The sequence below is a fragment of the Martelella alba genome (assembly GCF_005217455.1).
Taxonomy (GTDB): Bacteria; Pseudomonadota; Gammaproteobacteria; order Enterobacterales; family Enterobacteriaceae; genus Acerihabitans.
Map to the genome: position 1 here is coordinate 1 of NZ_SZPQ01000035.1, position 23,419 is coordinate 23,419.

Consider the following 23,419-nt stretch of genomic DNA (forward strand, 5'->3'; position numbering starts at 1 on the left):
CCATTCAACCATCCCTGAAAGTAATTCATCCCAACTATCTTAATGATTACCTTAATATAATTGTGGGTAGTTGCAAGACCGGGGAGACGTTTACACATTGTTAAGAAATGCGTATAGTTCTCATTTGCATTAACATTGTTCAGTTCACCCCCTTGGAGGGCGTGGCTGAACATTCCAGGGCTTAGTCAGGGAAAATTAAGCGTATCGATACCGCCAGAGGATAACCGGTAACGTCCCGCGTAGCCGGAGAGGTCATTATTGCGCGACAAATTTGATTTGAGGGATGAATGTGTTTTCTCGTTTTAACTGGACTCAAGAGCGTACCCCGGGACAATCATCAACGGCGTTTATCTTTACGCCAAGCCTCGTGGCCCTGTTTGTCTCATCCCTATGGCAACCCGCTTTCGCCGTGGATGCCGGTGGCACCGAAACGCTGACCGTGCAGGCTGCCGGCGAAAACGACGGGAACCAGACCAGCAAAGATTACAGCGTGCCTGTGACCTCGGCGGCAACGAAAATGCCGCTGGTGCTGCGGGATATTCCCCAATCAGTCACCATTGTCAGTTCGGAGCGTATGCAGGATCAGGTGTTGGAAAGCGTCGGCGATGTATTGAGTCAGACCACGGGGATCGCCGCGTCCAATATCGACTCCGACCGCTCGAATTACTATTCACGCGGTTATTTAATCAATAATTATCTGTTCGACGGCATTCCCACTATCGTCACCGATGTGTGGGACCTGGGCGATACCAAGTCGGACACCGCCATTTATGACCGCATAGAAGTGGTCCGCGGGGCAAACAGCCTGGCCCTTGGCTCCGGCAACCCCTCCGCCTCGATAAACATGATACGTAAGCACGCCGACAGCAAACAACTCACCGGCAGTCTGTCCGTGGAAACCGGCAGTTGGAATAAACAGCGTTATGTGGGGGATGTCACCGTGCCCCTCAATGAATCCGGTACGGTTCGCGGCCGGGTTATCGCCGGTTACCAGGACAATGACAGCTGGTTAGACCGCTACCACGCCCATAAAGCTTTCCTTACCACCGTGCTGGATGCCGACCTGACCGATTCAACCACCTTATCGCTGGGCTGGGACTATCAGAGCAGCAGCACCTCGGACCCAAGCTGGGGCGGTATCCCGACCTTCTACAGCAACGGCGATCCCACCCATTTCAAACGCAGCTTCAATTCCGGCGCGGATTGGGCGTATAGCGATAAAGAGTCCAACAAACTCTTTGCCACCCTGACGCAGAAATTCACTAACGGCTGGCAGGCAAAGGTTACCGGCAGCCATACCAAGACCACCTTCGACACGCGTTTACTGTATCCCGACGGTTATCCGGATAACCTCACCGGCGAGGGCGTTTCGCTGTATAGCGGCTGGAACAAAGGCCGGCGCGAGACCAACGGGGTCGATTTGTATGCCAATGGTCCGTTCGAGTTGCTGGGCCGGACCCATCAACTGATGATAGGCGGCAGCTACAGCAAGCAGGACAACACGTTTTTCAACAGTTATTCGGACCTGTCCTCGGTGGCTGTCGGCGATTACCGTGACTGGAACGGCGACGTTCCCCAGGGGACCTGGTCTCCCTGGACCGTCGAGCTTGACGATACCCTACGTCAGAAATCGGCCTATGCCGCGGCACGCTTCTCGCTGGCCGATCCCTTGGCGTTGCTGGTGGGGGCGCGTTATACGGACTGGAGCGCCCGCGGTACTTCCGGCAATAATCAGAGCGACAAGGTCGCGCCTTACGCCGGCCTGACTTACGACATCAACGACACCTACTCGATTTACGCCAGCTACACCCGTATCTTCCAACCGCAAACCACCCGCGACATCAGCGGCAGGTATTTGGATCCGGTCACGGGCAAAAGCTACGAAACCGGCCTTAAGGGCGACTGGAATAACAGCCGGCTGACCGCCATGCTATCGCTGTTTCGCACCGAGCAGAACAGGCTGGGCGTCAATACCTATACCTATATTCCCAACACCACGGAGTACGCCTACGAATCCGTGGATTCCGTCAGCCGCGGCGTGGAGTTCGAAATCAACGGCGCGCTGAGCGATAACTGGCAGATGACGTTCGGCGCTTCACGCTACATTGCCGAACGGCGCGACGGCACCGCCGTCATGCCGGAGATTCCGCGCACCACCGCCAAGTTGTTCACCCGCTACCGTTTGCCCATGCTGAGGGCGTTGACCGTGGGCGGCGGCATCAACTGGCAGAACAAGACCTGGAATAACGTCACCGGCCCTTCGGGAGACGCCTATATTTCCCAGGGCAGCGTCACGCTGGTGAATCTGTTTAGCCGTTACCAGCTTACCCGACAGCTTTCCGTGCAAGCGAACATCAATAATCTGTTCGATAGAAAATATTACGATTATATGGGTACCTATCTGGTCTATGGAGAGCCGCGTCATTTTTCCGTCTCGGCCACCTATCGGTTCTGATAAGGGCGAAACCCTGTCAATCATGCCCGGTCTGCGGAACGACATTCAGCGGCGCAGCATGTTGATTTGCGGGGTAACGAAAGTATTGCGGAAGTATTCGCGGATGACCGTCATCGCGGGGGTAAACGCCACGTCTCGCCGCACGCGCCGTCTGTTGCCGCGGAAATGGCGGCGCAATACGGCGGACCGCGGGTTCAGGTCGAGATCTCCACGGTTTTCAGATTGCCGCGCAGGAGGCTTTTCAGCGCGGCGATTTGCGGGTCGGTTTCCAGCAATCCCTCCCGAACGACCAGGTGCAGCGGAGTTACCCGCCTGAGGCCATGGCTGAGCGGAAGGGGTTTCAGGATCCCCGCCGCCAGTTCGCCCTCAATGCGCGCCGCGGGCAGCCAACCATAGCCCAACTGATACATTACGGCCTCAATGGCCGCATCCACAGTGGAGAAAAACCACTGCTCCGGGCTGGGACTTTGTTTGGCCGACATTCGTTCCTGGCCGGAAATGCGTACCTGCGGATAGCGGGATAAAGTGCTTTCGTTCAGGTTTGCCGTCTCGCCGAACAGGGGATGGCCGCTGTGCGCCACCGCGACGAACTCAACGTTCATCAGCCACTCCCCGTGTCCGGTCAGATTCTCCCGGCTGGTCACTATCTGTACGTCCGCTTCCTGTCCCTGGTCATCTTCTTCCAGCACCTCAGTGAGGCTTATTTGCGTGGCGGGATAAAGCAGGTTGAACTGTTTCATAACCGCGAACAGGTTATGCCTGGGGAAAATGCTATCGACGCTCAGCCGGAGCCTGGGGACGGTGGCGCCGCTAAGATGGGATGCTTTGTCTTCGACTTCGGCAAAGGCCCTTAACAGCGGTCGAACATGCGCCAGCAGCGTCTCTCCGGCCGGCGTGAGGACCGAACGCCGACCTTCCGGCCGCAACAAGGCCACGCCCAGCCGTTCCTGGAGTAACGCGAGATTATAACTGACGGAGGATTGGCTGCGGTGCGTTTCCTGAGCCGCGACGGCAAAGCTGCCGCAATTCACAACGTGGTTGAGCAGCGCCCACTGCTCCAAAGTCGTTTTGTGCATAATACATCTAAAATTCAAATTAATTTATTCAAAAAATAGCACTATTCATCTATTTAATGAAGATTTAACGTGAAGATATTTCCCTAGGAGACGAAAATGAGCACATTCGACAAACATGACCTGGCCGGCTTTATCGGTAAACATCTGGTTTATACCTATGATAACGGCTGGAACTACGAAATTTACGTTAAGAACGCCACAACCCTGGATTACCGCATCCACAGCGGAATAGTCGCCAATCGCTGGGTGAAAGGCCAGAAAGCGTATATCGTGAGAGTGGGTGAAGCGATTTATAAAATTTCCTGGACGGAGCCCACCGGCACGGATGTCAGTCTGGTGGCTAATCTGGGCGACAAACTCTTCCATGGCACGATTTTCTTTCCCCGCTGGGTCATCAACGCGCCTGAAAAAACCGTCTGTTTCCAAAATGACCATCTGGCGCAAATGGAAGCTTACCGGGAAGCGGGACCGGCGTATCCGACGGAAGTCATCGACGAGTTCGCCACCATTACCTTCGTGCGCGATTGCGGCCCGGACGACGATGCGGTAATTAACTGCGCGGCAAGCGAGCTTCCCGCAGATTTTCCCGCCAATCTTCGTTAATCATCGCGCCCGAGGGAAATAACCGATAGGCTATAAAGGAACCGTCTATGAAATTCAGTCTCGCCTGTTTACTCGGAGGAATGGCTATGGCCGTAGCCGCCAGCGGCGCCCTGGCCGGTGTTCGCCCGGCACTGACCGGTTATAGCGAGGGGGCGCAAATCATGCATGTCACGCCCACCCGCGATCAGATTGACGCCATTAATGGCGTCGTTTACGCCCAGGTGAAAAGCCTCAGGGCCGTCAGACAACTGCATATGTCTTTTCTCGTGCCGCGAAATGGCGATCTGAAGCCGGCGATTCTTTATTTACCTGGCGGCGGATTCACCTCGGCCGATTATGATAAATTCATAGAAATGCGCATGGCGCTTGCGCAGGCCGGTTTTGTGGTGGCGGCGGCGGAATACCGCACGGTGCCCGATACGTTTCCCGATCCGGTGGTCGACGGGAAGGCCGCGGTCAGGTATCTCAGGGCCCATGCCGCCGAATACGGCATCGATGCCAAACGCATCGGCGTGCTGGGCGATTCCGCTGGCGGCTGGCTTGCTCAAATGCTGGGCGTCACCAACGGCGAAAAATCCTTTGATAAGGGCGACTATATGAACCAGTCCTCGGATGTCCAGGCCGTCGCCACCCTCTACGGCTTATCGGACCTGCTGCGAATCGGGGAGGGTTTCCCCGACGATATTCAGCAGGTCCACCGTTCCCCCGCCTCGACCGAAGCGTTGCTGGTCAATGGGCCGGCATTTCGCGACAAGCCCGGCGCGGGCATCGGGCAAACCCCGGATAAAGCCATGCAGGCCAGTCCCCTGGGGCATATCAACGGGAAAAAACCGCCTTTTCTCATCATGCATGGCAGCGCTGATACCCTGGTTTCGCCATGGCAAAGCCAGCGGCTTTATGAGGCGCTTAAGTCGATACACAGTCCTGTGCAGTACGTGCTGGTGGCCGGTGCGGAGCATGGCGATATCCACTGGTTCCAGCCGCCGGTCATCGACAAAGTCACCCAATGGTTCCGCCAGACGCTGGGCGCGCCCATCAAGGTTTCCCAAGACAAGCGCGACCATCCGAACGCCAACCTCTGAGACCTGGCCCGCGCCGCCGCGCGCCGTCGGGATCCCGGCAAGCGCAGCGGCGGTTTGCCGGCTTTTGTGGCCGAACCGGTCAGAAAGACGCGCGTTTATAGGGGCGGTACCGCGCTTGCCAAAATGTCTGATCGATAGCGGCCTCCAGCGACAGGCCATCGGCCGGCGCGACCCCATCCTGTCGCGCGGCGCGCGCCGTTGCCAGCGCGATGGTCCGCGAGAGGGCCTCGATATCCTCCACCGCCGGCAATAACCCGCCTTCTTCCGTGGCGGCCAGCGGAGAATGGGCGGCCAATGCCTGGCTGGCGGCCATCAGCATATTTTCCGTGACGCGCCGCGCCTTGGCCGCCAGCACGCCCAATCCCAGACCGGGGAAAATATAGGCATTGTTGCATTGGGCTATCTCATAGGTCGCGTCGCCGTAGCGTATAGGCGCAAACGGGCTGCCGGTCGCGATAAGCGCGGAACCCCGCGTCCAGGTAATGAGATCCCGCGGTTGTGCCTCCGCGCGCGATGTGGGATTGGATAAGGGCATGATGATCGGGCGGGGACAATGGCGGTTCATCTCTTTAATAATGGCTTCGGTAAACAGCCCCGGCTGTCCGGACACACCGATAAGCACCGTCGGATGGACATGACCCACCACATCCATCAGGGAAATATTGCCCTGGTTCGTCTCCCAGCGGGCCGTGTTGGCGCGAGCGGTGGCGAGCCCCTGCTGAAAGTCGAGCAGGTTCGGCATATCGTCGGTCAGCAGGCCAAAACGGTCCACCATAAAGATTTGCGAGCGGGCCTGTGGTTCGTCCAGACCGTCGGCGACCATGCACGCAATGATCTTTTCGGCAATGCCGCATCCCGCGGAGCCGCTTCCGAGGAAGGCGATCCGTTGATCGCGCAGGCGTTTGCCCACCACGCGCGAAGCGGCAATGAGCGTACCCAGCGTGACCGCCGCCGTACCTTGTATATCGTCGTTAAAGCAGCACAGCCGATCGCGGTATCGGTTCAATAATCTTGTGGCGTTTTTTTGGGCAAAATCCTCAAATTGCAGCAAAACGTCAGGCCAGCGGTGGGTTACCGCGTCAATAAACATGTCCATGAATTCCAGGTACTCATCGTCAGTGATGCGCGGATGACGCCAGCCCATATACAGCGGATCGTCCAGACGTTGCGCGTTGTTGGTGCCGGCATCCAGCATGATGGGCAAGGTGGCGGACGGATCGATGCCGCCGCACGCGGTGTACAAAGAGAGTTTGCCAATGGGAATGCCCATCCCGCCCACCCCCTGATCGCCCAGACCCAAAATGCGTTCGCCGTCCGTGGCCACGATAACGCGGATATCGTTGCGTGAAAAATGCTGCAGCATCTCGTCGATCCGGTGGCGGTTGGGCCAGGAGATAAACAGACCGCGCGCCCGGCGGTAGATATCCGAAAAATGTTCGCAGGCCTCCCCGACGGTGGGCGTATAAATGATGGGCAGCATGTCGTTTATATGGGCGCGGACCAGATTATAAAATAATGTTTCGTTGGTATCTTGAATATTGCGCAGATAAATATGTTTGGATATATCCCGTTTAAAATGACAAAATTGTGCCCAGGCACGGTCCATTTGTTCTTTAAGGGTTTCGACGTTATCGGGCAGCAGGCCATGTAAATTAAAAGCCAAACGCTCGTCCTGGGTAAAAGCCAGGCCTTTATTCAGCAGCGGGGTTTCCAGCAATACCGATCCGGTATAAGGCGTGTAAAGCGTTTTTGGGGTTGACATAGTATTACTCCAGAGCCATGTCTGATTCAATCAAAGTCACAGGGCGTATTTTAATCGCTAGGGGTTGTGAGAAGTGTTTTAATTAATTTATTAACAATTTTATTAGTTAAATAATTCTACCCAGGCTTGATTTATGACATAAGATAGATCATGCAACCTTCCGTTACGATGCCAATGGCCGTTCCCAACAATATAGACGACGAGGCTGATTCGACATAGGTATCACTGCGCAAGGCAAACATGCCCGCGGCGATTGCCGACGGCGTCGCGCCGATAATCACCACTTGCTGCATCAGGGTGTGATCCAGCCCGAACAGCAATCCCGCGGCCGCCATCATGACCGGCTGGATCAGATTTTTGATGCCGATATTGGTGCAGGTCTGGATATTAAGCGACGGACGTTCGCCATAAAACAGCAATCCCAGCGCGAACAAAGACAGGCCGCCGGCGATTTTGCCGACCATCTCAATGGGCGACTGGAGCAGATGCGGCAATCTCACGCCCGCGAGGCTCAGTATGATGCCCGTTACGGGGATCCAGACAATCGGGTTGCGAACGGCATTCAGCAGATTCTGCAAAACCATATGGAAAGCATTTTCCTCTCCCGGCGCCGCGCGGGCGGGTGTTTTATCCCCCATACGAATAAGTATGATTGTCAAAGGAATCATAAAAACGCTGGTCACGATATTGCCTATCAAAACCCCAAGAAATCCCTCTGGTCCGATAAGCACCGCCAGTACCGGCGCGCCGAAATAGGCCATATCCGGGTAAGCGCATACCAGCGACTGAATAGCGCTGGTTTTAATATCGTGGCGAAACACGACGCGGGAAATGAGTAAAGTAAAAAAATAAGAACCCATCAGGCCGACAACCAGCACCGCCATAAACGGGAAATTTTTGATTTTATCCGGAGATGTGTTCAACGCGCCAATAAATAAATGGAATGGCAGGGCGAAACGGATAACTACCGCGGCTAATACGGAAGCATCCCCACGTTTGGTATAACCCAATTTCCCGCTAAGCCAGCCTAATGCCATGACAAATATCAGCGGAAACAATGATTGTAGAAGGACAGATTGCATAAGATCTCCAGCGTAATATGTTTATTATAGATTCGTTATACCTCATATCGCCTGTTTGTCGGCGGCGTTCAAACACCGTTGCGACGTATTTTGAAACAGGCGAAGTATAAAGCGTATCGCCGGGAGATAATCTAGCGATTAATGTCGCCAGCATGAGTGATTCCACTCACATTGCATATGGTTTAAATAATTACATAATCGTTATTTTAGTTAAAATAATAGCGCAACGTCCGCGGACAGCTTTCAATAGGCTTGTTATGCGCGGGCGCTTTTATCCTCTCATCAGTGACAAATCAGACGCTGCAACGCAAGCCAGATAACTGACTGGCTTGCGCATTGACCAACGGTTATTTCATGGCGCAGTTTTCACAACTTTGCGCCTGGATGTGCTGAAAAAAGTCATTGCCTTTATCATCCACCAGAATAAACGCCGGGAAATCCTCCACATCAATCTTCCAGATGGCTTCCATGCCCAGTTCCGGGTAAGCCACGCACTCCAGGTTCTTGATGCTGTTTTGCGCCAGCACCGCCGCCGGGCCGCCGATACTGCCAAAGTAGAAACCGCCGTGCGCGCGGCAAGCATCCGTGACTTGCTGACTGCGGTTGCCTTTTGCCAGCATGACCAAACTCGCCCCTTGGGATTGCAGAATATCGACATAAGCATCCATGCGTCCCGCGGTGGTCGGTCCCAATGAGCCCGAGGCGTAGCCTTCCGGCGTTTTGGCCGGTCCGGCGTAATAAATGGGATGATCTTTCACGTACTGCGGCAGCGCTTCGCCGTTATCAAGCAATGCCTTCAATCTGGCATGAGCGATATCGCGGGCGACGATAATCGTGCCGGAGAGCGACAGACGCGTGGAGACCGGATACCGCGACAACTGCTGAAGAATCTCTTTCATCGGCCGGTTGAGGTCGATTTTCACCGCGTCGCCCTCGCCGGCCCGCCGGAGCGCGTCGGGAATGTATTTGCCCGGATGGCTTTCCAGCTTCTCGATCCAGATGCCATCGCGATTGATCTTCCCTTTGATATTGCGATCGGCCGAGCAGGAGACGCCCATTGCCACCGGACAGGATGCGCCATGCCGGGGCAAGCGGATGACGCGGATATCGTGGGCGAAGTATTTGCCGCCGAACTGGGCGCCCAGCCCCAGGGTTTGCGCCTTGGCCAGCAGGATCTTTTCCAGGGCGACATCGCGGAATGCCCGGCCATGCGTATTGCCTTCCGTCGGCAAGCCATCGTAGTAATGGGTAGAGGCCAGTTTAACGGTTTTCAGCGTGCTTTCCGCCGACGTGCCGCCTATCACAAAGGCAATGTGATACGGCGGGCAGGCGGCGGTGCCCAGCGTGCGCATCTTTTCCACCAGATAAGCCACAAGCTTGTCCGGGGTGAGCAAGGCTTTAGTTTCCTGATACAAATAAGTTTTGTTTGCCGACCCGCCGCCTTTGGCGATACACAGGAATCGATATTCGTCGCCGTCGACGCTGTAAAGATCGATTTGTGCCGGCAGATTGGTGCCGGTATTCACCTCATCGTACATGTTCAGGGCGGCGTTTTGCGAATAGCGCAGATTATCCTCGGTATAGGTGTGGTAAACACCCAGGGCCAGCGCGGCCTCGTCGCCGCCCCCGGTCCAGACGCGCTGGCCCTTTTTGCCGACGATAATCGCCGTGCCGGTATCCTGGCAGGTGGGCAGCACACCCTTGGCGGCGATCTCCGAATTGCGCAGGAATTGCAATGCCACGTACTTATCGTTTTCGCTGGCCTCGGGATCCCTAAGGATATCCGCCACCTGTTGCTGGTGCGCGGGACGCAGCATGAAAGCGGCGTCATGGAAGGCGTGTTGCGCCAGCAGCGTCAGCGCTTGCGGCGCAACTTTCAGTATCTCCTGACCTTCAAATCGGGCGAGGGAAACATGCTCGCGGCTCAGTAGGGAATATTCGGTGTCGTCGGGTGCGAGCGGAAAGGGGTCCTGATAAAAAAAAGGTTTATTTGTCATTGTTCTTCTCGTCATGGTTTCTTACATTGGCGTTGATCGCCGCCGGCAGCATTGCCTGCCGGCGGCGCGGATCAGAACATCATGGTTATCCACGGATAGCCAATCAGCAGCAGGCCGGCCAAAAAGATGGCGCCGAACAGCGTGCCCAAGCGCCAGTAATCCCGAGTCGGCAGATAGCCGCTACCGTAGTAGATCGGGCTAGGTCCCGTACCATATGGCGTGATAATACCCATTACCCCCAGCGATGTCGTCATCACCAACACAAACACATGCATGTTCATGCCCGGAATCGTCGAGGCGATAGTCAGCACCGCCGGCAGCAGGGCCGTGGTGTGCGCGGTCGTGCTGGCGAATAAATAATGCAACAGATAAAACGCCAGCAACAGGATAATCGTCGCCCTACCCGGCGCGATATGGCCCATCAGGGCGCCCCCCTCTTTGCCCAGCCAGGCAATAAAGCCGGTGGAGGAGAGGCCATCGGCCAGCGCCACCAAGGTGGCGAACCAGACAAAGGTGTTCCATGCGGCTTTATTGCTGGTAATGTCGCTCCATTCCAGCACGCCGGTCCACAGCATCAGTACGATAATGAGCAAGGCCGCCAGGGCGGGTTCAATCCAGTGGGCGGCGAAGATCCACATCATCAGCGCGGCGCACACAAAGATCAGCAGCAGGATTTCGTTGCGCGAAAGTTTGCCCAGTTTTTCCAGCTCGCGGTTCGCCCACAGCGGAACCTCGTCGTTGATTTTCACTTCCGGCGGATAAAACCAGTAAGCCAATAGCGGCATGGTCAGGATAAGCAACAGGCCCAGCGGCAGAAATGCGAGGGTCCAGGCGCCCCAGGCAATGTCTATCCCGGTAATGTTTTTCACCAGCGCCAATGCCAGCAGGTTGGGCGCCAGGGCCGATAGAAACAGGGAACTGGTGATGCAGGCGGCGGTAATGGCCACCCACATCAGATAAGAACCGATTTTGCGCGCGCTCGGATCGTTGGGTTTCGAGCCGTACAGCGGCGGCAGGTTGGCGATGATCGGGAAGATGGTACCGCCGCTGCGCGCCGTGTTGGAGGGCGTAAACGGCGCCAGTAGCAGGTCGGCGAAGGTGATGGCATAGCCCAGGGTCAGGCTGCGTCGTCCCAGATATTTCACCAGGATCAGCGCCAATCGGCGGCCGAAACGGGTTTTATCGTATCCCGCGGCAAACATGAACGCGCCGAAGATCAGCCACACGGTGGCATTGCCAAAACCGCTGACCGCCCATTTAAACGACTGGGCCGCGAGGTGAAATCCGGGATTGGCCAGTTGCGCCGGGCTAAAAAGCAGCCATTGGCCGCACAAGGCGATAATGACCACGCCGGTTATGCCGATAACCGCCACCGGTAAAGGCTCGAAGATCAAGCCGACGATAACCCCGAGGAAAATCGCGAAGTAATGCCACGCAAACGGCGGCAGGCCCGCGGGCGCCGGGAGGAGCAGCATCAGAACCGCGACAATTGCCGGCAGCGCCAGGATAAGCAGTCGATTTTGCTTACTGTTTTTTTTCGGATTCGTCTTCGCTTGGTCAGGCGATAAAACCGTCGATATCTTTTCCATAATCATACTCTAAATGTCGTGGAGGATCCGGTGTCGCGATGCGATGATTTTTTTAGTTAAAAAACTTTTTTTAATTATTTTATAAGACACTCGCTATACCGGGATAATGACTTTTTACACGCGCCGCTGTAAATTATTCAAGCGGCATGGCGGCGCATACTGAATAGATAACGAGAACACTAAGATATATCCTACAAACTTCGAGTGACATCATGGCCAACAAAGTGGCGACGGGAAGTATAATGCGCTTTTCTTTTTTGCCACAATTGATCACGATCAAAAAGAGATCCCGCAGGGCGCGGGGCAATGAATTGTCAAGGATGGAAGGGCGGGGCGGGATTAAAAAATATTATAGCCATTGCGGTAATATTTATATTTGCCATATATGATAACATCATGATTAAAATGGCAATTTTCTTATTCTATCTTATTTTTATTTCTCATAAGAAAAATAAGACAACGATGGCGGGGACAATGTTATCATTGTTGATGGTTATGTTGTTTTTAGATAAAAAATCATAAGTATTCTGGAAACATAAGCGATATTGAGGAATTAATAAGTTTATTAACTAAGATAATCGATTTTGTAAGTAAATAAATTATTATATTAATAATCCATGATCGGAAAAAACATAACGAGAATGCGCCCCGACAGGATTTCCGAATTTTCTATTTGCTTTGGAGTTTTGATGATGAACGCTCACTCGGCTATATTAAGCCCCTTCACATTACCCAATGGCGTTGAGCTTAAAAATCGTTTGATGATGGCGCCGATGACCACCTGCTCCGGATATTACGACGGTACGGTCGGCAATGAACTGGTGGAATACTACCGCGAGCGCGCGGGGAGCATGGGAACCCTTATTGTCGAATGCTGCTTTGTCGATAATCGCGGAATGGCGTTTCCAGGAGCCCTCGGTATCGATACGGACGAAAAAATCGCCGGCCTGGCGCGCATCGCCCAGGCAATCAAAGCCAAAGACTCCAAGGCCATCGTACAGATTTATCATGGCGGACGTAGGGCGGATCCGATGCTTATCGGCGGACGAAAACCGGTGGGGCCACGCCGGAGGCCCTCAGCGGCCGAAAGGTGGCCGAGATGATCGCGACGTTTGGCGAAGGGGTCAGGCGCGCGATCCTCGCGGGCTGACGGCGTTGAATTGCACGGTGCCAATACCTATTGTCATTATTATGTTTGATCCAATAATAAAAGGCGCTGACGGTAATGGCATGTTGCCGACAATACGCTTGTTTAGTCAAACCACTACGTTGCCAAGCGTCAAAATGCTGTTGTCGTTCGATAATGGAATAGCGTTACGCCATGGTTCATCTCACACTGATTGTATCAGGTGAGGTCAGGATGCCGGGGCGATATTTTTTTAACAAGGCGAGATGCCAGCTCGCTTACGAAGCAGGGCGTCCGCATGAGTGTTCAAATTATGCTTAACTTGCAAATTTGGCAGTTTTTTATGCAAGAAAAACATGATTTTTTGCAGAAAAATCGAAAATATAAAAAAAGAAAAGAATATAATCGGGTGAAAAATGTTCATGTGGTTTCCCTGGGTGTGGAAGTTAAAGGCGTAAAAAAGGATCTCAAGAAGATCTCTATACATCACTCTCAGAACGATCCCCCATATCATAACCACGGCCAAGAGTTACGCCTGAAAGATCATTTTCAGGCCAGTGAATAACCCGGCTATAATATATAGATGATGAAATATCATTTCCTTCAGCGTTGTAAGTCAACTTGCCTTTTAAAGTTTTAACTTGCTATTTGACGGCATCGAGAAAAACCAACGGGTGCAGGTGCCACGGATTTTCCACCATGCACGGCACCCGGTGCATCCAGCGCGTGTCCGTCAGCACCTTCACCGTGTAGGCATACCCTTTCGGTGATTCTTTCTACATCGTGGGTGATAAGAACGATTTCCAGATCGGATCTTCCGACGAGTAGTACCACTCTCGATCTGGGCGCGATCGCCAAAGGGGATATCGTCGGTCGGGTTCGGGATTATCTGCGCCGTCGGGGAATAACCCAGGGGCTTATCAATCTGGGCGGCAATGTGCAAACGTTTCCACCCGCCACTTCCGCTTCACGTTGCTGGATAAAGACTTTATCGTTACCGGCAATACTGCCTGAGCAGGCCGTATTGTTCCGCCAGCAGGCGGTACCGGTAGACCGGGCGGCCTGTCGCGCCATAATGGATCGACGTCGATAATACATTAATCTGTGTCAGCCATATCAGATATTTACGGCACGATACCCGTGAGATGCCGACCGCGCTCGCCAGCTCGTCGGTGGAAAACTCCTGGTCCGGATGCGCGTCGACCCATTGGCAAAGGGTGCGCAGCGTCTGCGGCGTTAAGCCTTTCGGCAGGCGTTTGCCATCGGCGGGCGCCCGTCCCTGGCCGTGCAGTAGCCGGTCCACGTCGGCCTGTTGGTAATACGGGTGCGCGCCCAGCAGTTTCTTTTTCTCCCGCCAGGCCAGCAGGGCTTCCTCAAACCGCGGAAACTGGAAAGGCTTAATAAGATAATCCACCACGCCGTAATGTAATGATGTCCGGACAGTGGCGGCGTCGGAGGCGGAGGAGATCATGATGACGTCCGTCTCGCGGCCGCTGGCGCGCACGACCGGCAGCAACGCCAAACCGTTGTCCCGATGCATATAGACATCCAGCAGGATGAGGTCGATATTAAACGTCCCATCGTTGACGATGTCCTCGGCCTCTTGCAGCGTGGAGGCGATACCGCAACAGGAGAAGCCCGCCACCCGGGCGGTGTAGCAGCGGTTCAACTCCGCGACCATCGCGTCGTCATCGACAATCAATACATTTGTCACATTGCTTTCCTCTCGCTGTCCCAAGGGAGTTGTACAAAGAATTGGGTGAAAACCCCGGGTTCGGATTCCACCGTGATGCTGCCGCCAAGATGTTCGCATTGCTGTTTCGCAAGATAGAGTCCGACCCCGCGATTCTTGCCTTTGGTGGAATATCCCTTGGTAAAGACGTCATTGATATGCTCGGCCCGGATGCCGGGGCCGTCATCGCTCACCTCGCAAATGAGTCTGCCGTCCTGGTAATGCAACAGCAGGCCGATTTCTCCCTCGGACTGGCCGGCCAACGCGTCCAGCGCGTTTTCGATCAGGTTGCCCAACAGGGTGATAAGCGCCGTGATCTGCCGCTGATTCGGGTTATCCGGCACTTGTGACCCCGCCGCCAGCGTCAGACGGTAGCCCGCCTCTTTGGCCCGATTGATCTTCCCCAGCAGAAAACCGGCCACGACGGGCGCGCGGATTTGCTGTTGCAAGGTGCCGATATCGGTCTGATAACCCTGCGCCGTCTGCAAAACGTATTCTTCCAGCGTATCGTAGCGTTTCATGTTCAACAGGCCGAGAATAACGTGCAGCTTGTTCATGAACTCATGGGAATGCGCGCGCAGCGCGTCCACATAGTTCACCATGCCGTCAAGGCGTTGCACAAGCTGGCTGATTTCGGTCTTGTCGCGAAAAGTGCTGATCGCGCCGATCACCCCATCCTGGCCGCGCACCGGCACGCAGTTGCTCAACAGCAGCCGGCCGCTGCAGGGGATTTCCCTGTCCGGTTGGGCTTGCCCGCTGCGCAATACCGCCAGAAGATTATCGAACAACGGCGTTTTACCGATTTCCGCGTTATCCCGGCTTCCGGCCGGGAGAAGCAACCGGCGCGCCGCAGGATTGGTCAGGGTAATGTTCCCACGGCGATCCACGGCGATCACGCCTTCCCTTAGCGATTGCAGCATGGCCGATCGCTGCTCGAACAGTGTCGAGATTTCATAAGGCTCCAGGCCGAACAGGATACGTTTAAGCACATGAACCAGGATCCAGGTGCCCAGCGTGCCGATCACCGCGCTAAACAGCACCGTCAGCAATAATTTCCAGCGACTGTGGCTTATCTGTTCATCGACTTTACTGAGCGAAATACCGATGGCGACCACGCCGATTTGCCGGTGACCGCTGTCGAAAATAGGCGTGAACACGCGCAGCGCCTGGGCGAGCACGCCGTGATTGACGGAGGCGTTCTCATGGCCGTGCAGCGCGGGGAGAAAGTCGTCGCCAATGAAATGTTTGCCGATTTCCCATGCATCGGGATGGGAGTAGCGAATGCCGTTCATGTCGGTCACCACGATAAACAGCAGATGATTACGGCGCCGCGCGGCCTGGGCGATCGGCTGAATAACACGGCTTCCGTCCGGCGATTGCAGGGCGCGCTGAATGTCCGGCGTATCGGCCAGCGTCCTGGCGACGGCGAATGCGGTATCCTCCACGCCATCGCGGGTGACCTGCGCGATCTGCACATAATAGAAGATATAAATCACAAGCAGTACCGAGACAATCACGCCGCACACCATCAGCGTCACCTGCGTGCTCAGTTTCATCGGGTGCCGACCTGCGCCCGGACATTGATGTTTCACGTTCACAGCGGCCTTACGCGTCGATGTCAATAACGGGATTATCGCCGAATGGCCGCCCATGGCAAAGACTTCGCGGCCGGTTCCGCGGCTTTTCTCATTAACAGGTGTTCCGTGACCGGATTCGCACTCCGGGCGGCTGGCGATACAGGCCGCCAACGACTTCGCGTCCGAGCCTCAGTCCAGCGTGCTGGGGATGTCGGCCGGCGCCCCTCCCGCGCTGTTTTGCCAAAGCAGATTCACGATTTGTATAAAAAAACGTCAAAAAAAGGTCATTTTAGTCTGTTCAAATACGCCGGGTTATCGGATGTGGCCTCTGACCACTCGCGGTTATCCCCTTTATTTGCAATGGCCGAATACTCATGTCCCAACCTAATGTCTTGCTTATCGTTGTCGACCAATGGCGTGGCGACATGCTATCCGCGCTGGGAACCCCCCATTTAAAAACCCCTCATATCGATAGCCTGTGTCGCGAAGGGGTGACCTTCCGCAACCATGTGACCACGGCGGTGCCCTGCGGCCCGGCCCGGGCAAGTCTGCTGACCGGTTTGTATCTAATGAACCATCGGGTGGCGCAAAATACCATTCCGCTGGATGCCCGGCACGTCAACCTGGCTTACGCGCTCCGCGCCGCGGGTATCGACCCGGCGATGATTGGCTACGCGACCTCGGTGCCGGACCCGCGACGGGCTTCGCACAATGACCCGCGTTTTGGCTGGTTGGGGGACATCATGGACGGGTTCCGCCAGGCGGGGAATTTTGAACCAGAAAAAGAAGGCTACTTCGGCTGGCTGGCCCACCATGGCTATCCGTTGCCGGCGAATCGCGATGATATCTGGCTACCGGAAGGCACGGATAGCGTACCGGGCGCCACCCATCTCCCCTCACGGGTGCCGGCGGCGTTGTCGGACACCGCCTATTTCACCGACTCGGCGTTGAAATATCTCCATGGCGTCGGCGATCGGCCGTTTTTCCTGCATCTCGGCTACTGGCGTCCGCATCCGCCCTTCGTGGCGCCGGCGCCTTATCATGCCATGTATCGCCCCGAACAAATGCCGGCGCCGGTGCGCGCCGCCTCTGTGGAAAGTGAGGCGCGACAACACCCGCTGCTGGAATTTTATTTGCGCCAGACGCGCAACGACGGCTTTTTCCAAGGCGCCGAAGGATTTGCCGCCGAATTGAGCGAGCATGAGATACGCCAGATGCGGGCAACCTATTTCGGCTTGATGACGGAAATCGACGATGGCCTGGGCCGGGTGTTCGATTGCCTGAAAGCCCAGGGCAAATGGGATGACACGCTGATTATCTTTACCTCGGACCATGGCGAGCAATTAGGCGATCACCATCTCCTGGGCAAGATCGGGTATTTTGATGAAAGTTTCCGTATCCCTCTGATTATCAAAGATCCGCGCCGCACGGCGCGGCGCGGCAGGGTAGAAAGCGCCTTTACGGAAAGCATCGACATTATGCCCACCATCCTTGACTGGCTGGGCGGGGAAATCCCCCGGGCCTGCGACGGGCGTTCGCTGTTGCCGCTGGTGGACGGACACAAGCCGGATGACTGGCGCAGCGAATTGCATTACGAATATGATTTCCGCGATGTCTACTATTCCCGGCCGGAGGCGGCGCTTGGGGTCGCCATGGACGATGCCAGCCTGTGCGTTATACAGGATGAGGCTTATAAGTATGTCCACTTCGCCGCGCTTCCTCCGTTACTGTTCGATCTCAAAAAAGATCCCCGCCAGTTCAACAATCTGGCCGACGATCCGGCCTACGTCGGCATCGTCAAGGATTACGCGCAAAAAGCGCTTTCCTGGCGCCTGCGCCATGCCGATCGCACCTTGACCGCTTATCGCAGCACCCCTGACGGATTGGAGAATCGTGCCGCCAGCAACGTATCTACGCCAAAGGATTAAACCATGGGCCATTTTTCACGCCGTCGCTTTATCACCCTTGCCGGCGGCGCGCTGGTTATGCCGCGCTTCGTTTTCGGTCAGTCTGATAACCGCCCGCAGATTACTATCGCGGTTCAACAGATCTCGACATCGAATACCCTTGACCCGCTTATCGAACAATCGAACGTCGGAATGCGCATTATGAATTCCTACGCCGAATGCCTGATAGGCCAGAATTTGCTCGGTAAACTGCAGGCCATTCCACGCCTGGCCACAGGCTGGAAACGCATTGACGACAAAACAGTCGAGCTGGAACTGCGCAAAGGCGTGCTGTTTCATAACGGCGATGAAATGACTGCCGAGGATGTGGCGTTCACTTTCGGTCCCGAACGCATGTTCGGCGATACCACGCCGCAGGGCTGGGATAAAACCTTGCGCGTCGATCAGAATAACATCGTGCAACGCAGTAAAACGTTGCCGCCGCAGGTGCCGGCCATCGCGCGCCGCCTGTGGCCCTCGCTGCTGCGCGTCGAAGCGGTGGACACATACACCGTGCGTTTCGTTAACGCCATTGCCGATGTGACCATGGAAGGGCGGATCATGGCGCTGGGCAGCCAGATTATCAATCGCCGCGCCTTTGAAGCCGCGCCGAGCTGGCTGGATTTCGCCCGCCGCCCCATAGGCACCGGCCCTTACCGCGTCGAAAAACTGACCCCCGACACCGAACTGGTGCTGGTTTCCCACGACCGCTATTGGGGCGGATTGCCGCCATTGCGCCAGATTCGCTTCGTCCAGGTTCCCGAGGCCGCGCAACGGGTCAACGGCATACGCGCGGGCCAGTATGACATGGCCTGCGACCTGACCCCGGACCAGTTCGCCAGCGTAACGGTGGACCCCGGACTGGAAATCGTGGGGGGCATTATCAATAACATCCGCGTCACCTGCTTTGATAAATACGACACCGTGCTAAAAGATCCCCGGATCCGCCAGGCAATGCTGCACGGGATCGACCGCCAGGCGATTGTCAATCAGCTTTGGATGGGGAAAACCATCGTTCCCAACGGCGACCAGTTCGAATGGTATGGCAGCATGTACCTCAAAGACTGGCGCGCGCCGCAATACGATCCGGCCATGGCCCGCCAGTTGCTGAAGCAGGCCGGCTACCAGGGAGAGCCTATCCCCTACCGTCTGCTCAACGACTATTACACGCTACAGGTCAATAATGCCCAGGTAATGACCGAAATGTGGAAACAAGTCGGACTGAACGTTCAAATCGAGATGAAAGAAAACTGGGCGCAAGTCTGGGAGCCGACAGGTAAACGGGGGATCCACGACTGGTCCAGCGGCGGCGGATTCCCGGACCCGGTAGCGACCCAGCCCACGCAGTGGGGGCCGCAGGGCCAGGCGCAGCAGGCGGGCGAATACCATAATGATGAAGTCAATCAGTTATGCGGCATCCTGCAAAGTTCGACCGATCCGGCGCAACGCTTAAAAGCCTTCTGGCGCATGCTGGCCATTCTGGAGCGTGACGATCCGGCCTATGGCGTGATTAATCAGAATGCGACATTCACCGCCCGGAAAAAAACGGCCAAGTGGCAAGCCTCTCCTTCCTTCGCCATGGATTTTCGTCCCGGTAACTGGGGGTAATGACAATGTCGCCGAGCACCTCCCATACCCCTGTTCCCTTATTACGATTCGAGAATTTCCAGGTAGCCTTCGCGCGCGGCCCGGCGGTGCGGGGCCTGGATTTGAGCGTTCACCGCGGCGAGGCCCTGGGCATCGTCGGGGAATCGGGTTCGGGTAAATCCATCACCTGGCTTGCCGCGCTGGGTTTACTGGGATCGGCGGCGCGAATCAGCGGACGGGTGTTGTTTGAAGGACAAGACCTGCTGGGTATGACGCCTAAAGCGCTGGCCCGCCTGCGTGGCGGACGCATTGCGCTTATCTCCCAGGATCCGATGAGCGCGCTGAACCCGGTGAAAAGGGTCGGCCATCAGGTTGCGGAAGTATTGCGCCTGCATCGCGGAATGCAGGATGCGTAGGCGCGGGCCGAAGTGAGACGGCTGTTCGATCTGGTTGGCATTCCCGGGGCCGCGCAACGGGCGCGCCTGTACCCGCATGAGCTCTCCGGGGGACAGAATCAGCGGGTGATGATAGCGATGGCCCTCGCCGGCCAACCGGACATATTGATTGCCGATGAACCGACCACCGCCCTTGATGTCACCCTTCAGGCGCAGATTCTGATTCTGCTTGATACTCTCCGGCGGGAGTTGGGCATGGCGCTGGTATTGATAAGCCACGACCTCAGCGTGGTTGGCGAAACCTGTCAACGTATCGCGGTGGTTTATGCGGGACGTATTGTTGAAACCGCGCCCGCGGCCGGCATCTTCAACACGCCGGCCCATCCCTACACCCAGGGGCTGCTCAAGGCCACACCCCGTCCGCAAGGGCGCGGCCGGCAGTTGCTGCCCATCCCGGGGCAGGTGCCGGAACCCGGGAATATGCCGTCGGGATGCGCCTTCGCCCCACGCTGCCCCCATGCGCGCGGGCAATGCGGCGTGATATCCCCCGGGTTGCTGCGGGTATCCCATGCCCATCATCATGCCGCGTGCCTGCTTTTCGCCTCCGACAGCCGATCGTCCGTCCCCCACAACCCCCGGGAGCCCGCAAATGACACTGCTTAAGTTGCAAAACATCACCCATGACTATCCCGGCGCCCGGGGAATATGGCGCAAATCCGCTTCGGTACAGGCGGTCCGCGGCGTTTCATTGTCGTTGGAACGGGGTCGGATTCTCGGTCTTGTGGGGGAAAGCGGCTGCGGCAAGTCCACCCTTGGGCGCATCGCGCTCGGTCTTGACCGGCCAAGGAGCGGCGAGGTGATATTCGACGGCCGACCCATGCCGGCGCCAGGCAGCCAGGCGTGGCGCGTGATGCGTCGCCGGATGCAACTGATCTTTCAAGATCCGCTGGGCGCCCTCGACCGGAGAATGAAAATCATCGACCAGATCATCGAACCGCTCCGTATCCACTCTATGGGAACCGCGCAGAGCCGGCAAGGGGTGGCGGCCGGGCTGCTGCATGATGTCGGCTTGCGTCCGGACCAGGGCGAAGCAAGACCGCTGCAATTATCGGGAGGACAACGCCAGCGCGTGGTGATCGCCCGTGCCTTGGCCATGAAACCCGAATTGCTGGTCTGCGACGAGCCGGTTTCCGCTCTGGATGTCTCCATTCAGGCGCATGTCATCAATATCCTTATCCGGTTGCAACGGGAGTATGGACTGGCGTTGCTGTTTATCAGTCATGATTTGAAGCTGGTCGCCACCATCGCCGACGAGATTGCCGTGATGTATCTGGGCCGTATCGTCGAGCGCGGGCAAAGCGGGCAAATATTTTCCGCGCCGGTCCACCCCTACACCCGCGCGCTTTTGGATGCGCTACCGCAACCCTTGCGCGCCACGCCCCGTTCGGTGCTTAACGGCGCTCCGCCCGACCCGGCGCGGGCGCCTTCCGGTTGCGGTTTCCATCCTCGCTGCCCGCATGCCACGGACAGATGCCGCCACGCCGCTCCGGCGCTGACATGGCATCCGGGAGGCGGTCAGGTCGCCTGCCATCTGGCGGAAGCCGGCCTGCCGGTTCCATCGCGGGCGGCGTCATGTTGAATTTCGCCTTGCGTCGTCTGGCCAGGGCTTTGTTGACCATTCTTATCGTGGTCGCCAGCGCTTTTATCATTTTGCGCGCCACCAGCGATCCCGCGCTGGTGGTGCTGGGACCGGACGCGCCGCCAAAGGCGGTCGCCGCTTTCCGTGCGGCCTGGGGGCTGGACAAACCCCTGCTGGCGCAATTCGCCTTCTATCTCCGGGGGATTTTGCATGGCGAATTCGGCCGCTCCATGCTTGACGGCGAGGCGGTATTGCCGCTGGTGCTGTCGCGTGTGTTGGTCACGCTGGAGATAATGGCGCCCGCCTTACTGCTTGGGATCCTGACCGGTGTTTGCGCGGGGATTTGGGCCGCCCTTAATCGAGGAAGATTTCTCGACCGCCTGCTCATGTTCGGTTCCGTTGCCGGATTTGCGGTGCCGGGCTTTGTCCTTGGCCTGATATTGGTACTGATCTTCGCCGTCCGGCTGCACTGGCTACCCGCCGGAGGTGATCAGAGCTGGCGCAGCGCCATCCTGCCCATCTTAACGCTCTCCACTAGCTGGTCGGCTATTCTCGCCCGGTTCACCCGATCGTCGATGATCGACGTCCTCGACCAACCCTATATTCTTACCGGCTCGGCCAAGGGCCTGTTATGGCGGCAAGTCATTATGCGCCACGCGTTGCCCAATGCCGCCATTCCGGTGGTCACCATGATAGGCTTCATGGTCGGCGGGCTACTGGCCGGCGCGGTGGTGACCGAGAGCGTATTTAGCTGGCCGGGGCTTGGGCAGCTTATTGTCACCTCGGTCGCCTCCCGGGATGTCTCGGTGGTGCAATGCGTGCTCATTCTTGTCGCGACAACCATGGTGCTGGCCAATATGTTGGTCGATCTGCTCTACGGTTGTCTTGATCCCCGCATGAGGATAAGCACGACATGACGGAGCAAAATCAAGTCTTGGAAGCCGGCGCCCGTCCGGTTATCCCGTTTAGCGTAGGCTGCTCGCTGTTTTGGATCATGATAATGGCGCTGACGGCCCTTTTCGCCAGCCAGATAAGTCCTTATTCCATCACGGCGATCGACCTGGGCGCCCGTATGAAACCGCCGCTGTTCCTCGGCGGTGATTTGCGTCACCTGCTGGGTACCGATCAGCTTGGCCGCGATGTGTTTTCCCGCTTGGTGATCTCTATTCGGGTCAGTCTGACCATCGCCATGTCGGCGACCTTGCTCGGGGTGGTTTTCGGGGCGTTGATGGGGTTTGCCGCCGCCCATTTCGGCGGATGGGTCGAACAGCTTGTTTTAACGCTTATCGATGTCCAGGCGGCATTGCCATTTATTATCCTTGCCTTGTCGGCCCTGGCTTTTTTCGGCAATTCCTGGGCGTTGCTCATTGGCCTGCTGGGGCTTTACGGCTGGGAACGCCATGCGCGCGTTACCCGCGGGCTGGCGCTTTTGGCCAACCGGCAAGGCTATATTTTGGCGGTTCGTCAACTGGGCGCCGGGCCGATACGTCTTTACCTGCGCCATGTCCTGCCCAACATCGCCGCGCCGCTTATCGTTTCAGCTACACTGGCTTTTCCCGAGGTGATCCTTGCCGCCAGCGGTCTGTCCTTTCTCGGGCTGGGTATCCAGCCCCCCGACACCAGCCTGGGCAATATGGTGGGATATGGCCGCGGTTATCTGAGCACGGCGCCCTGGATCCCCCTGGCGCCCTCCATCGTGATTGTCCTGACGACATTGTCGATAAGCCTGACGGGCGATTGGCTGCGCGACAAACTGGAGCACGACAGTTAA

21 protein-coding genes and 1 pseudogene are annotated in these 23,419 nt (G+C 56.6%); 14 read left to right on the top strand and 8 right to left on the bottom strand.

Translation table 11 applies throughout. The annotated features are described in order from the left end of the window. Positions 1 to 289 precede the first annotated feature (289 nt). Positions 290 to 2,455 (top strand): ferric-rhodotorulic acid/ferric-coprogen receptor FhuE, encoded by a 2,166-nt coding sequence (gene fhuE, locus FCN80_RS19630; RefSeq protein WP_230492794.1) that lies wholly within the window; start codon positions 290 to 292, stop codon positions 2,453 to 2,455. Between the two features lie 194 nt (positions 2,456 to 2,649). Here fhuE and FCN80_RS19635 read toward each other — a convergent pair whose 3' ends face one another. Beyond that, positions 2,650 to 3,531, bottom strand: coding sequence for a LysR family transcriptional regulator (locus FCN80_RS19635; RefSeq protein ID WP_136991968.1), 882 nt, complete (start codon positions 3,529 to 3,531; stop codon positions 2,650 to 2,652). Between the two features lie 96 nt (positions 3,532 to 3,627). Between FCN80_RS19635 and FCN80_RS19640 the strand changes: the two genes are divergently transcribed. Together FCN80_RS19640 and FCN80_RS19645 are read left to right on the top strand one after the other, a co-directional pair. Next, on the top strand, positions 3,628 to 4,134 hold the full coding sequence (locus FCN80_RS19640) for a phenolic acid decarboxylase (RefSeq protein WP_136991970.1): 507 nt from the start codon (positions 3,628 to 3,630) through the stop codon (positions 4,132 to 4,134). A 47-nt stretch (positions 4,135 to 4,181) separates the two neighbouring features. Then, positions 4,182 to 5,216: an alpha/beta hydrolase gene (locus tag FCN80_RS19645; RefSeq protein ID WP_230492795.1), complete on the top strand. Its 1,035-nt coding sequence runs from the start codon at positions 4,182 to 4,184 to the stop codon at positions 5,214 to 5,216. Between the two features lie 79 nt (positions 5,217 to 5,295). Here the strand turns inward: FCN80_RS19645 and FCN80_RS19650 are convergent, their stop codons facing one another. From FCN80_RS19650 to FCN80_RS19665, 4 genes are all read right to left on the bottom strand, one after another. Further along, on the bottom strand, positions 5,296 to 6,978 hold the full coding sequence (locus FCN80_RS19650) for an NAD-dependent malic enzyme (protein WP_136991972.1): 1,683 nt from the start codon (positions 6,976 to 6,978) through the stop codon (positions 5,296 to 5,298). 131 nt (positions 6,979 to 7,109) lie between these two features. Then, entirely contained in the window at positions 7,110 to 8,060 is a 951-nt protein-coding gene (locus FCN80_RS19655; RefSeq protein WP_136991974.1) for an AEC family transporter, read from the bottom strand. A gap of 347 nt (positions 8,061 to 8,407) precedes the next feature. After that, complete coding sequence (gene fumA / locus FCN80_RS19660) at positions 8,408 to 10,057, bottom strand: class I fumarate hydratase FumA (protein WP_136991975.1); 1,650 nt, start codon at positions 10,055 to 10,057, stop codon at positions 8,408 to 8,410. 71 nt (positions 10,058 to 10,128) lie between these two features. Continuing rightward, on the bottom strand, positions 10,129 to 11,646 hold the full coding sequence (locus tag FCN80_RS19665) for a DASS family sodium-coupled anion symporter (RefSeq protein WP_136991977.1): 1,518 nt from the start codon (positions 11,644 to 11,646) through the stop codon (positions 10,129 to 10,131). Positions 11,647 to 11,952: 306 nt separating this feature from the next. On the opposite strand from FCN80_RS19665, the gene FCN80_RS26510 reads away from it, so the two are divergent. After that, positions 11,953 to 12,168 carry a hypothetical protein gene (locus FCN80_RS26510; protein WP_170975462.1) on the top strand — a complete coding sequence of 72 codons (216 nt, stop codon included), beginning with the start codon at positions 11,953 to 11,955 and terminating at the stop codon, positions 12,166 to 12,168. Positions 12,169 to 12,335: 167 nt separating this feature from the next. Then, on the top strand, positions 12,336 to 12,749 hold the full coding sequence (locus FCN80_RS19670; protein ID WP_230492796.1) for an oxidoreductase: 414 nt from the start codon (positions 12,336 to 12,338) through the stop codon (positions 12,747 to 12,749). Here FCN80_RS19670 and tnpA read toward each other — a convergent pair. Then, positions 12,682 to 12,951, bottom strand: coding sequence for an IS66 family insertion sequence element accessory protein TnpA (tnpA, locus tag FCN80_RS27620; protein ID WP_445081509.1), 270 nt, complete (start codon positions 12,949 to 12,951; stop codon positions 12,682 to 12,684). The two genes, FCN80_RS19670 and tnpA, sit on opposite strands and share 68 nt — an antisense overlap. A 119-nt stretch (positions 12,952 to 13,070) precedes the next feature. On the opposite strand from tnpA, the gene FCN80_RS26515 reads away from it, so the two are divergent. Together FCN80_RS26515 and FCN80_RS27475 are read left to right on the top strand one after the other, a co-directional pair. Beyond that, on the top strand, positions 13,071 to 13,337 hold the full coding sequence (locus FCN80_RS26515; protein WP_170975463.1) for a hypothetical protein: 267 nt from the start codon (positions 13,071 to 13,073) through the stop codon (positions 13,335 to 13,337). 222 nt (positions 13,338 to 13,559) lie between these two features. Further along, positions 13,560 to 13,865, top strand: coding sequence for an FAD:protein FMN transferase (locus FCN80_RS27475; protein ID WP_373880351.1), 306 nt, complete (start codon positions 13,560 to 13,562; stop codon positions 13,863 to 13,865). On the opposite strand, the gene dcuR is transcribed toward FCN80_RS27475, so the two are convergent. Then, positions 13,767 to 14,486 carry a two-component system response regulator DcuR gene (dcuR, locus tag FCN80_RS19685; RefSeq protein ID WP_136991981.1) on the bottom strand — a complete coding sequence of 240 codons (720 nt, stop codon included), beginning with the start codon at positions 14,484 to 14,486 and terminating at the stop codon, positions 13,767 to 13,769. The two genes, FCN80_RS27475 and dcuR, sit on opposite strands and share 99 nt — an antisense overlap. After that, positions 14,483 to 16,060 carry a sensor histidine kinase gene (locus tag FCN80_RS19690; RefSeq protein ID WP_170975464.1) on the bottom strand — a complete coding sequence of 526 codons (1,578 nt, stop codon included), beginning with the start codon at positions 16,058 to 16,060 and terminating at the stop codon, positions 14,483 to 14,485. The genes dcuR and FCN80_RS19690 overlap by 4 nt, the downstream gene beginning before the upstream one ends. 395 nt (positions 16,061 to 16,455) lie before the next feature. Here FCN80_RS19690 and pehA point away from each other — a divergent pair, with 395 nt between their 5' ends. The 7 genes and pseudogenes from pehA to FCN80_RS19720 all read left to right on the top strand — a co-directional run bounded on the left by pehA (position 16,456) and on the right by FCN80_RS19720 (position 23,419). Then, complete coding sequence (gene pehA / locus FCN80_RS19695) at positions 16,456 to 18,009, top strand: phosphoric/sulfuric ester hydrolase PehA (protein WP_136991984.1); 1,554 nt, start codon at positions 16,456 to 16,458, stop codon at positions 18,007 to 18,009. Positions 18,010 to 18,012: 3 nt separating this feature from the next. Then, entirely contained in the window at positions 18,013 to 19,635 is a 1,623-nt protein-coding gene (locus FCN80_RS19700; RefSeq protein WP_136991986.1) for an ABC transporter substrate-binding protein, read from the top strand. Between the two features lie 5 nt (positions 19,636 to 19,640). After that, a pseudogene (locus tag FCN80_RS27480) lies at positions 19,641 to 20,186 on the top strand (ATP-binding cassette domain-containing protein); the annotation flags it as partial. Between the two features lie 78 nt (positions 20,187 to 20,264). Next, entirely contained in the window at positions 20,265 to 20,672 is a 408-nt protein-coding gene (locus tag FCN80_RS27485) for an oligopeptide/dipeptide ABC transporter ATP-binding protein (protein WP_373880352.1), read from the top strand. Continuing rightward, the gene (locus tag FCN80_RS19710; RefSeq protein ID WP_136991987.1) at positions 20,659 to 21,648 is read left to right on the top strand and encodes an ABC transporter ATP-binding protein; all 990 of its coding nucleotides are present in this window, start codon (positions 20,659 to 20,661) and stop codon (positions 21,646 to 21,648) included. Before FCN80_RS27485 ends, FCN80_RS19710 begins: the two co-directional genes overlap by 14 nt. Further along, positions 21,642 to 22,565, top strand: a complete 924-nt coding sequence (locus FCN80_RS19715) for an ABC transporter permease (protein WP_136991989.1) — start codon at positions 21,642 to 21,644, stop codon at positions 22,563 to 22,565. The genes FCN80_RS19710 and FCN80_RS19715 overlap by 7 nt, the downstream gene beginning before the upstream one ends. Continuing rightward, positions 22,562 to 23,419 (top strand): ABC transporter permease, encoded by an 858-nt coding sequence (locus FCN80_RS19720; RefSeq protein WP_136991991.1) that lies wholly within the window; start codon positions 22,562 to 22,564, stop codon positions 23,417 to 23,419. Before FCN80_RS19715 ends, FCN80_RS19720 begins: the two co-directional genes overlap by 4 nt.

Coding starts and splice junctions, on each gene's coding strand:
- fumA (WP_136991975.1), bottom strand. CDS start 10,057: ATGACAAATAAACCTTTTTTTTATCAGGACCCCTTTCCGCTCGCACCC.
- FCN80_RS19635 (WP_136991968.1), bottom strand. CDS start 3,531: ATGCACAAAACGACTTTGGAGCAGTGGGCGCTGCTCAACCACGTTGTG.
- FCN80_RS19700 (WP_136991986.1), top strand. CDS start 18,013: ATGGGCCATTTTTCACGCCGTCGCTTTATCACCCTTGCCGGCGGCGCG.
- FCN80_RS26515 (WP_170975463.1), top strand. CDS start 13,071: ATGAGTGTTCAAATTATGCTTAACTTGCAAATTTGGCAGTTTTTTATG.
- FCN80_RS19690 (WP_170975464.1), bottom strand. CDS start 16,060: ATGAAACTGAGCACGCAGGTGACGCTGATGGTGTGCGGCGTGATTGTC.
- FCN80_RS19710 (WP_136991987.1), top strand. CDS start 20,659: ATGACACTGCTTAAGTTGCAAAACATCACCCATGACTATCCCGGCGCC.
- FCN80_RS19720 (WP_136991991.1), top strand. CDS start 22,562: ATGACGGAGCAAAATCAAGTCTTGGAAGCCGGCGCCCGTCCGGTTATC.
- FCN80_RS19645 (WP_230492795.1), top strand. CDS start 4,182: ATGAAATTCAGTCTCGCCTGTTTACTCGGAGGAATGGCTATGGCCGTA.
- FCN80_RS19715 (WP_136991989.1), top strand. CDS start 21,642: ATGTTGAATTTCGCCTTGCGTCGTCTGGCCAGGGCTTTGTTGACCATT.
- FCN80_RS19670 (WP_230492796.1), top strand. CDS start 12,336: ATGATGAACGCTCACTCGGCTATATTAAGCCCCTTCACATTACCCAAT.
- FCN80_RS27485 (WP_373880352.1), top strand. CDS start 20,265: ATGGCGCTGGTATTGATAAGCCACGACCTCAGCGTGGTTGGCGAAACC.
- FCN80_RS19640 (WP_136991970.1), top strand. CDS start 3,628: ATGAGCACATTCGACAAACATGACCTGGCCGGCTTTATCGGTAAACAT.
- FCN80_RS26510 (WP_170975462.1), top strand. CDS start 11,953: ATGAATTGTCAAGGATGGAAGGGCGGGGCGGGATTAAAAAATATTATA.
- FCN80_RS19665 (WP_136991977.1), bottom strand. CDS start 11,646: ATGGAAAAGATATCGACGGTTTTATCGCCTGACCAAGCGAAGACGAAT.
- pehA (WP_136991984.1), top strand. CDS start 16,456: ATGTCCCAACCTAATGTCTTGCTTATCGTTGTCGACCAATGGCGTGGC.
- FCN80_RS19655 (WP_136991974.1), bottom strand. CDS start 8,060: ATGCAATCTGTCCTTCTACAATCATTGTTTCCGCTGATATTTGTCATG.
- FCN80_RS19650 (WP_136991972.1), bottom strand. CDS start 6,978: ATGTCAACCCCAAAAACGCTTTACACGCCTTATACCGGATCGGTATTG.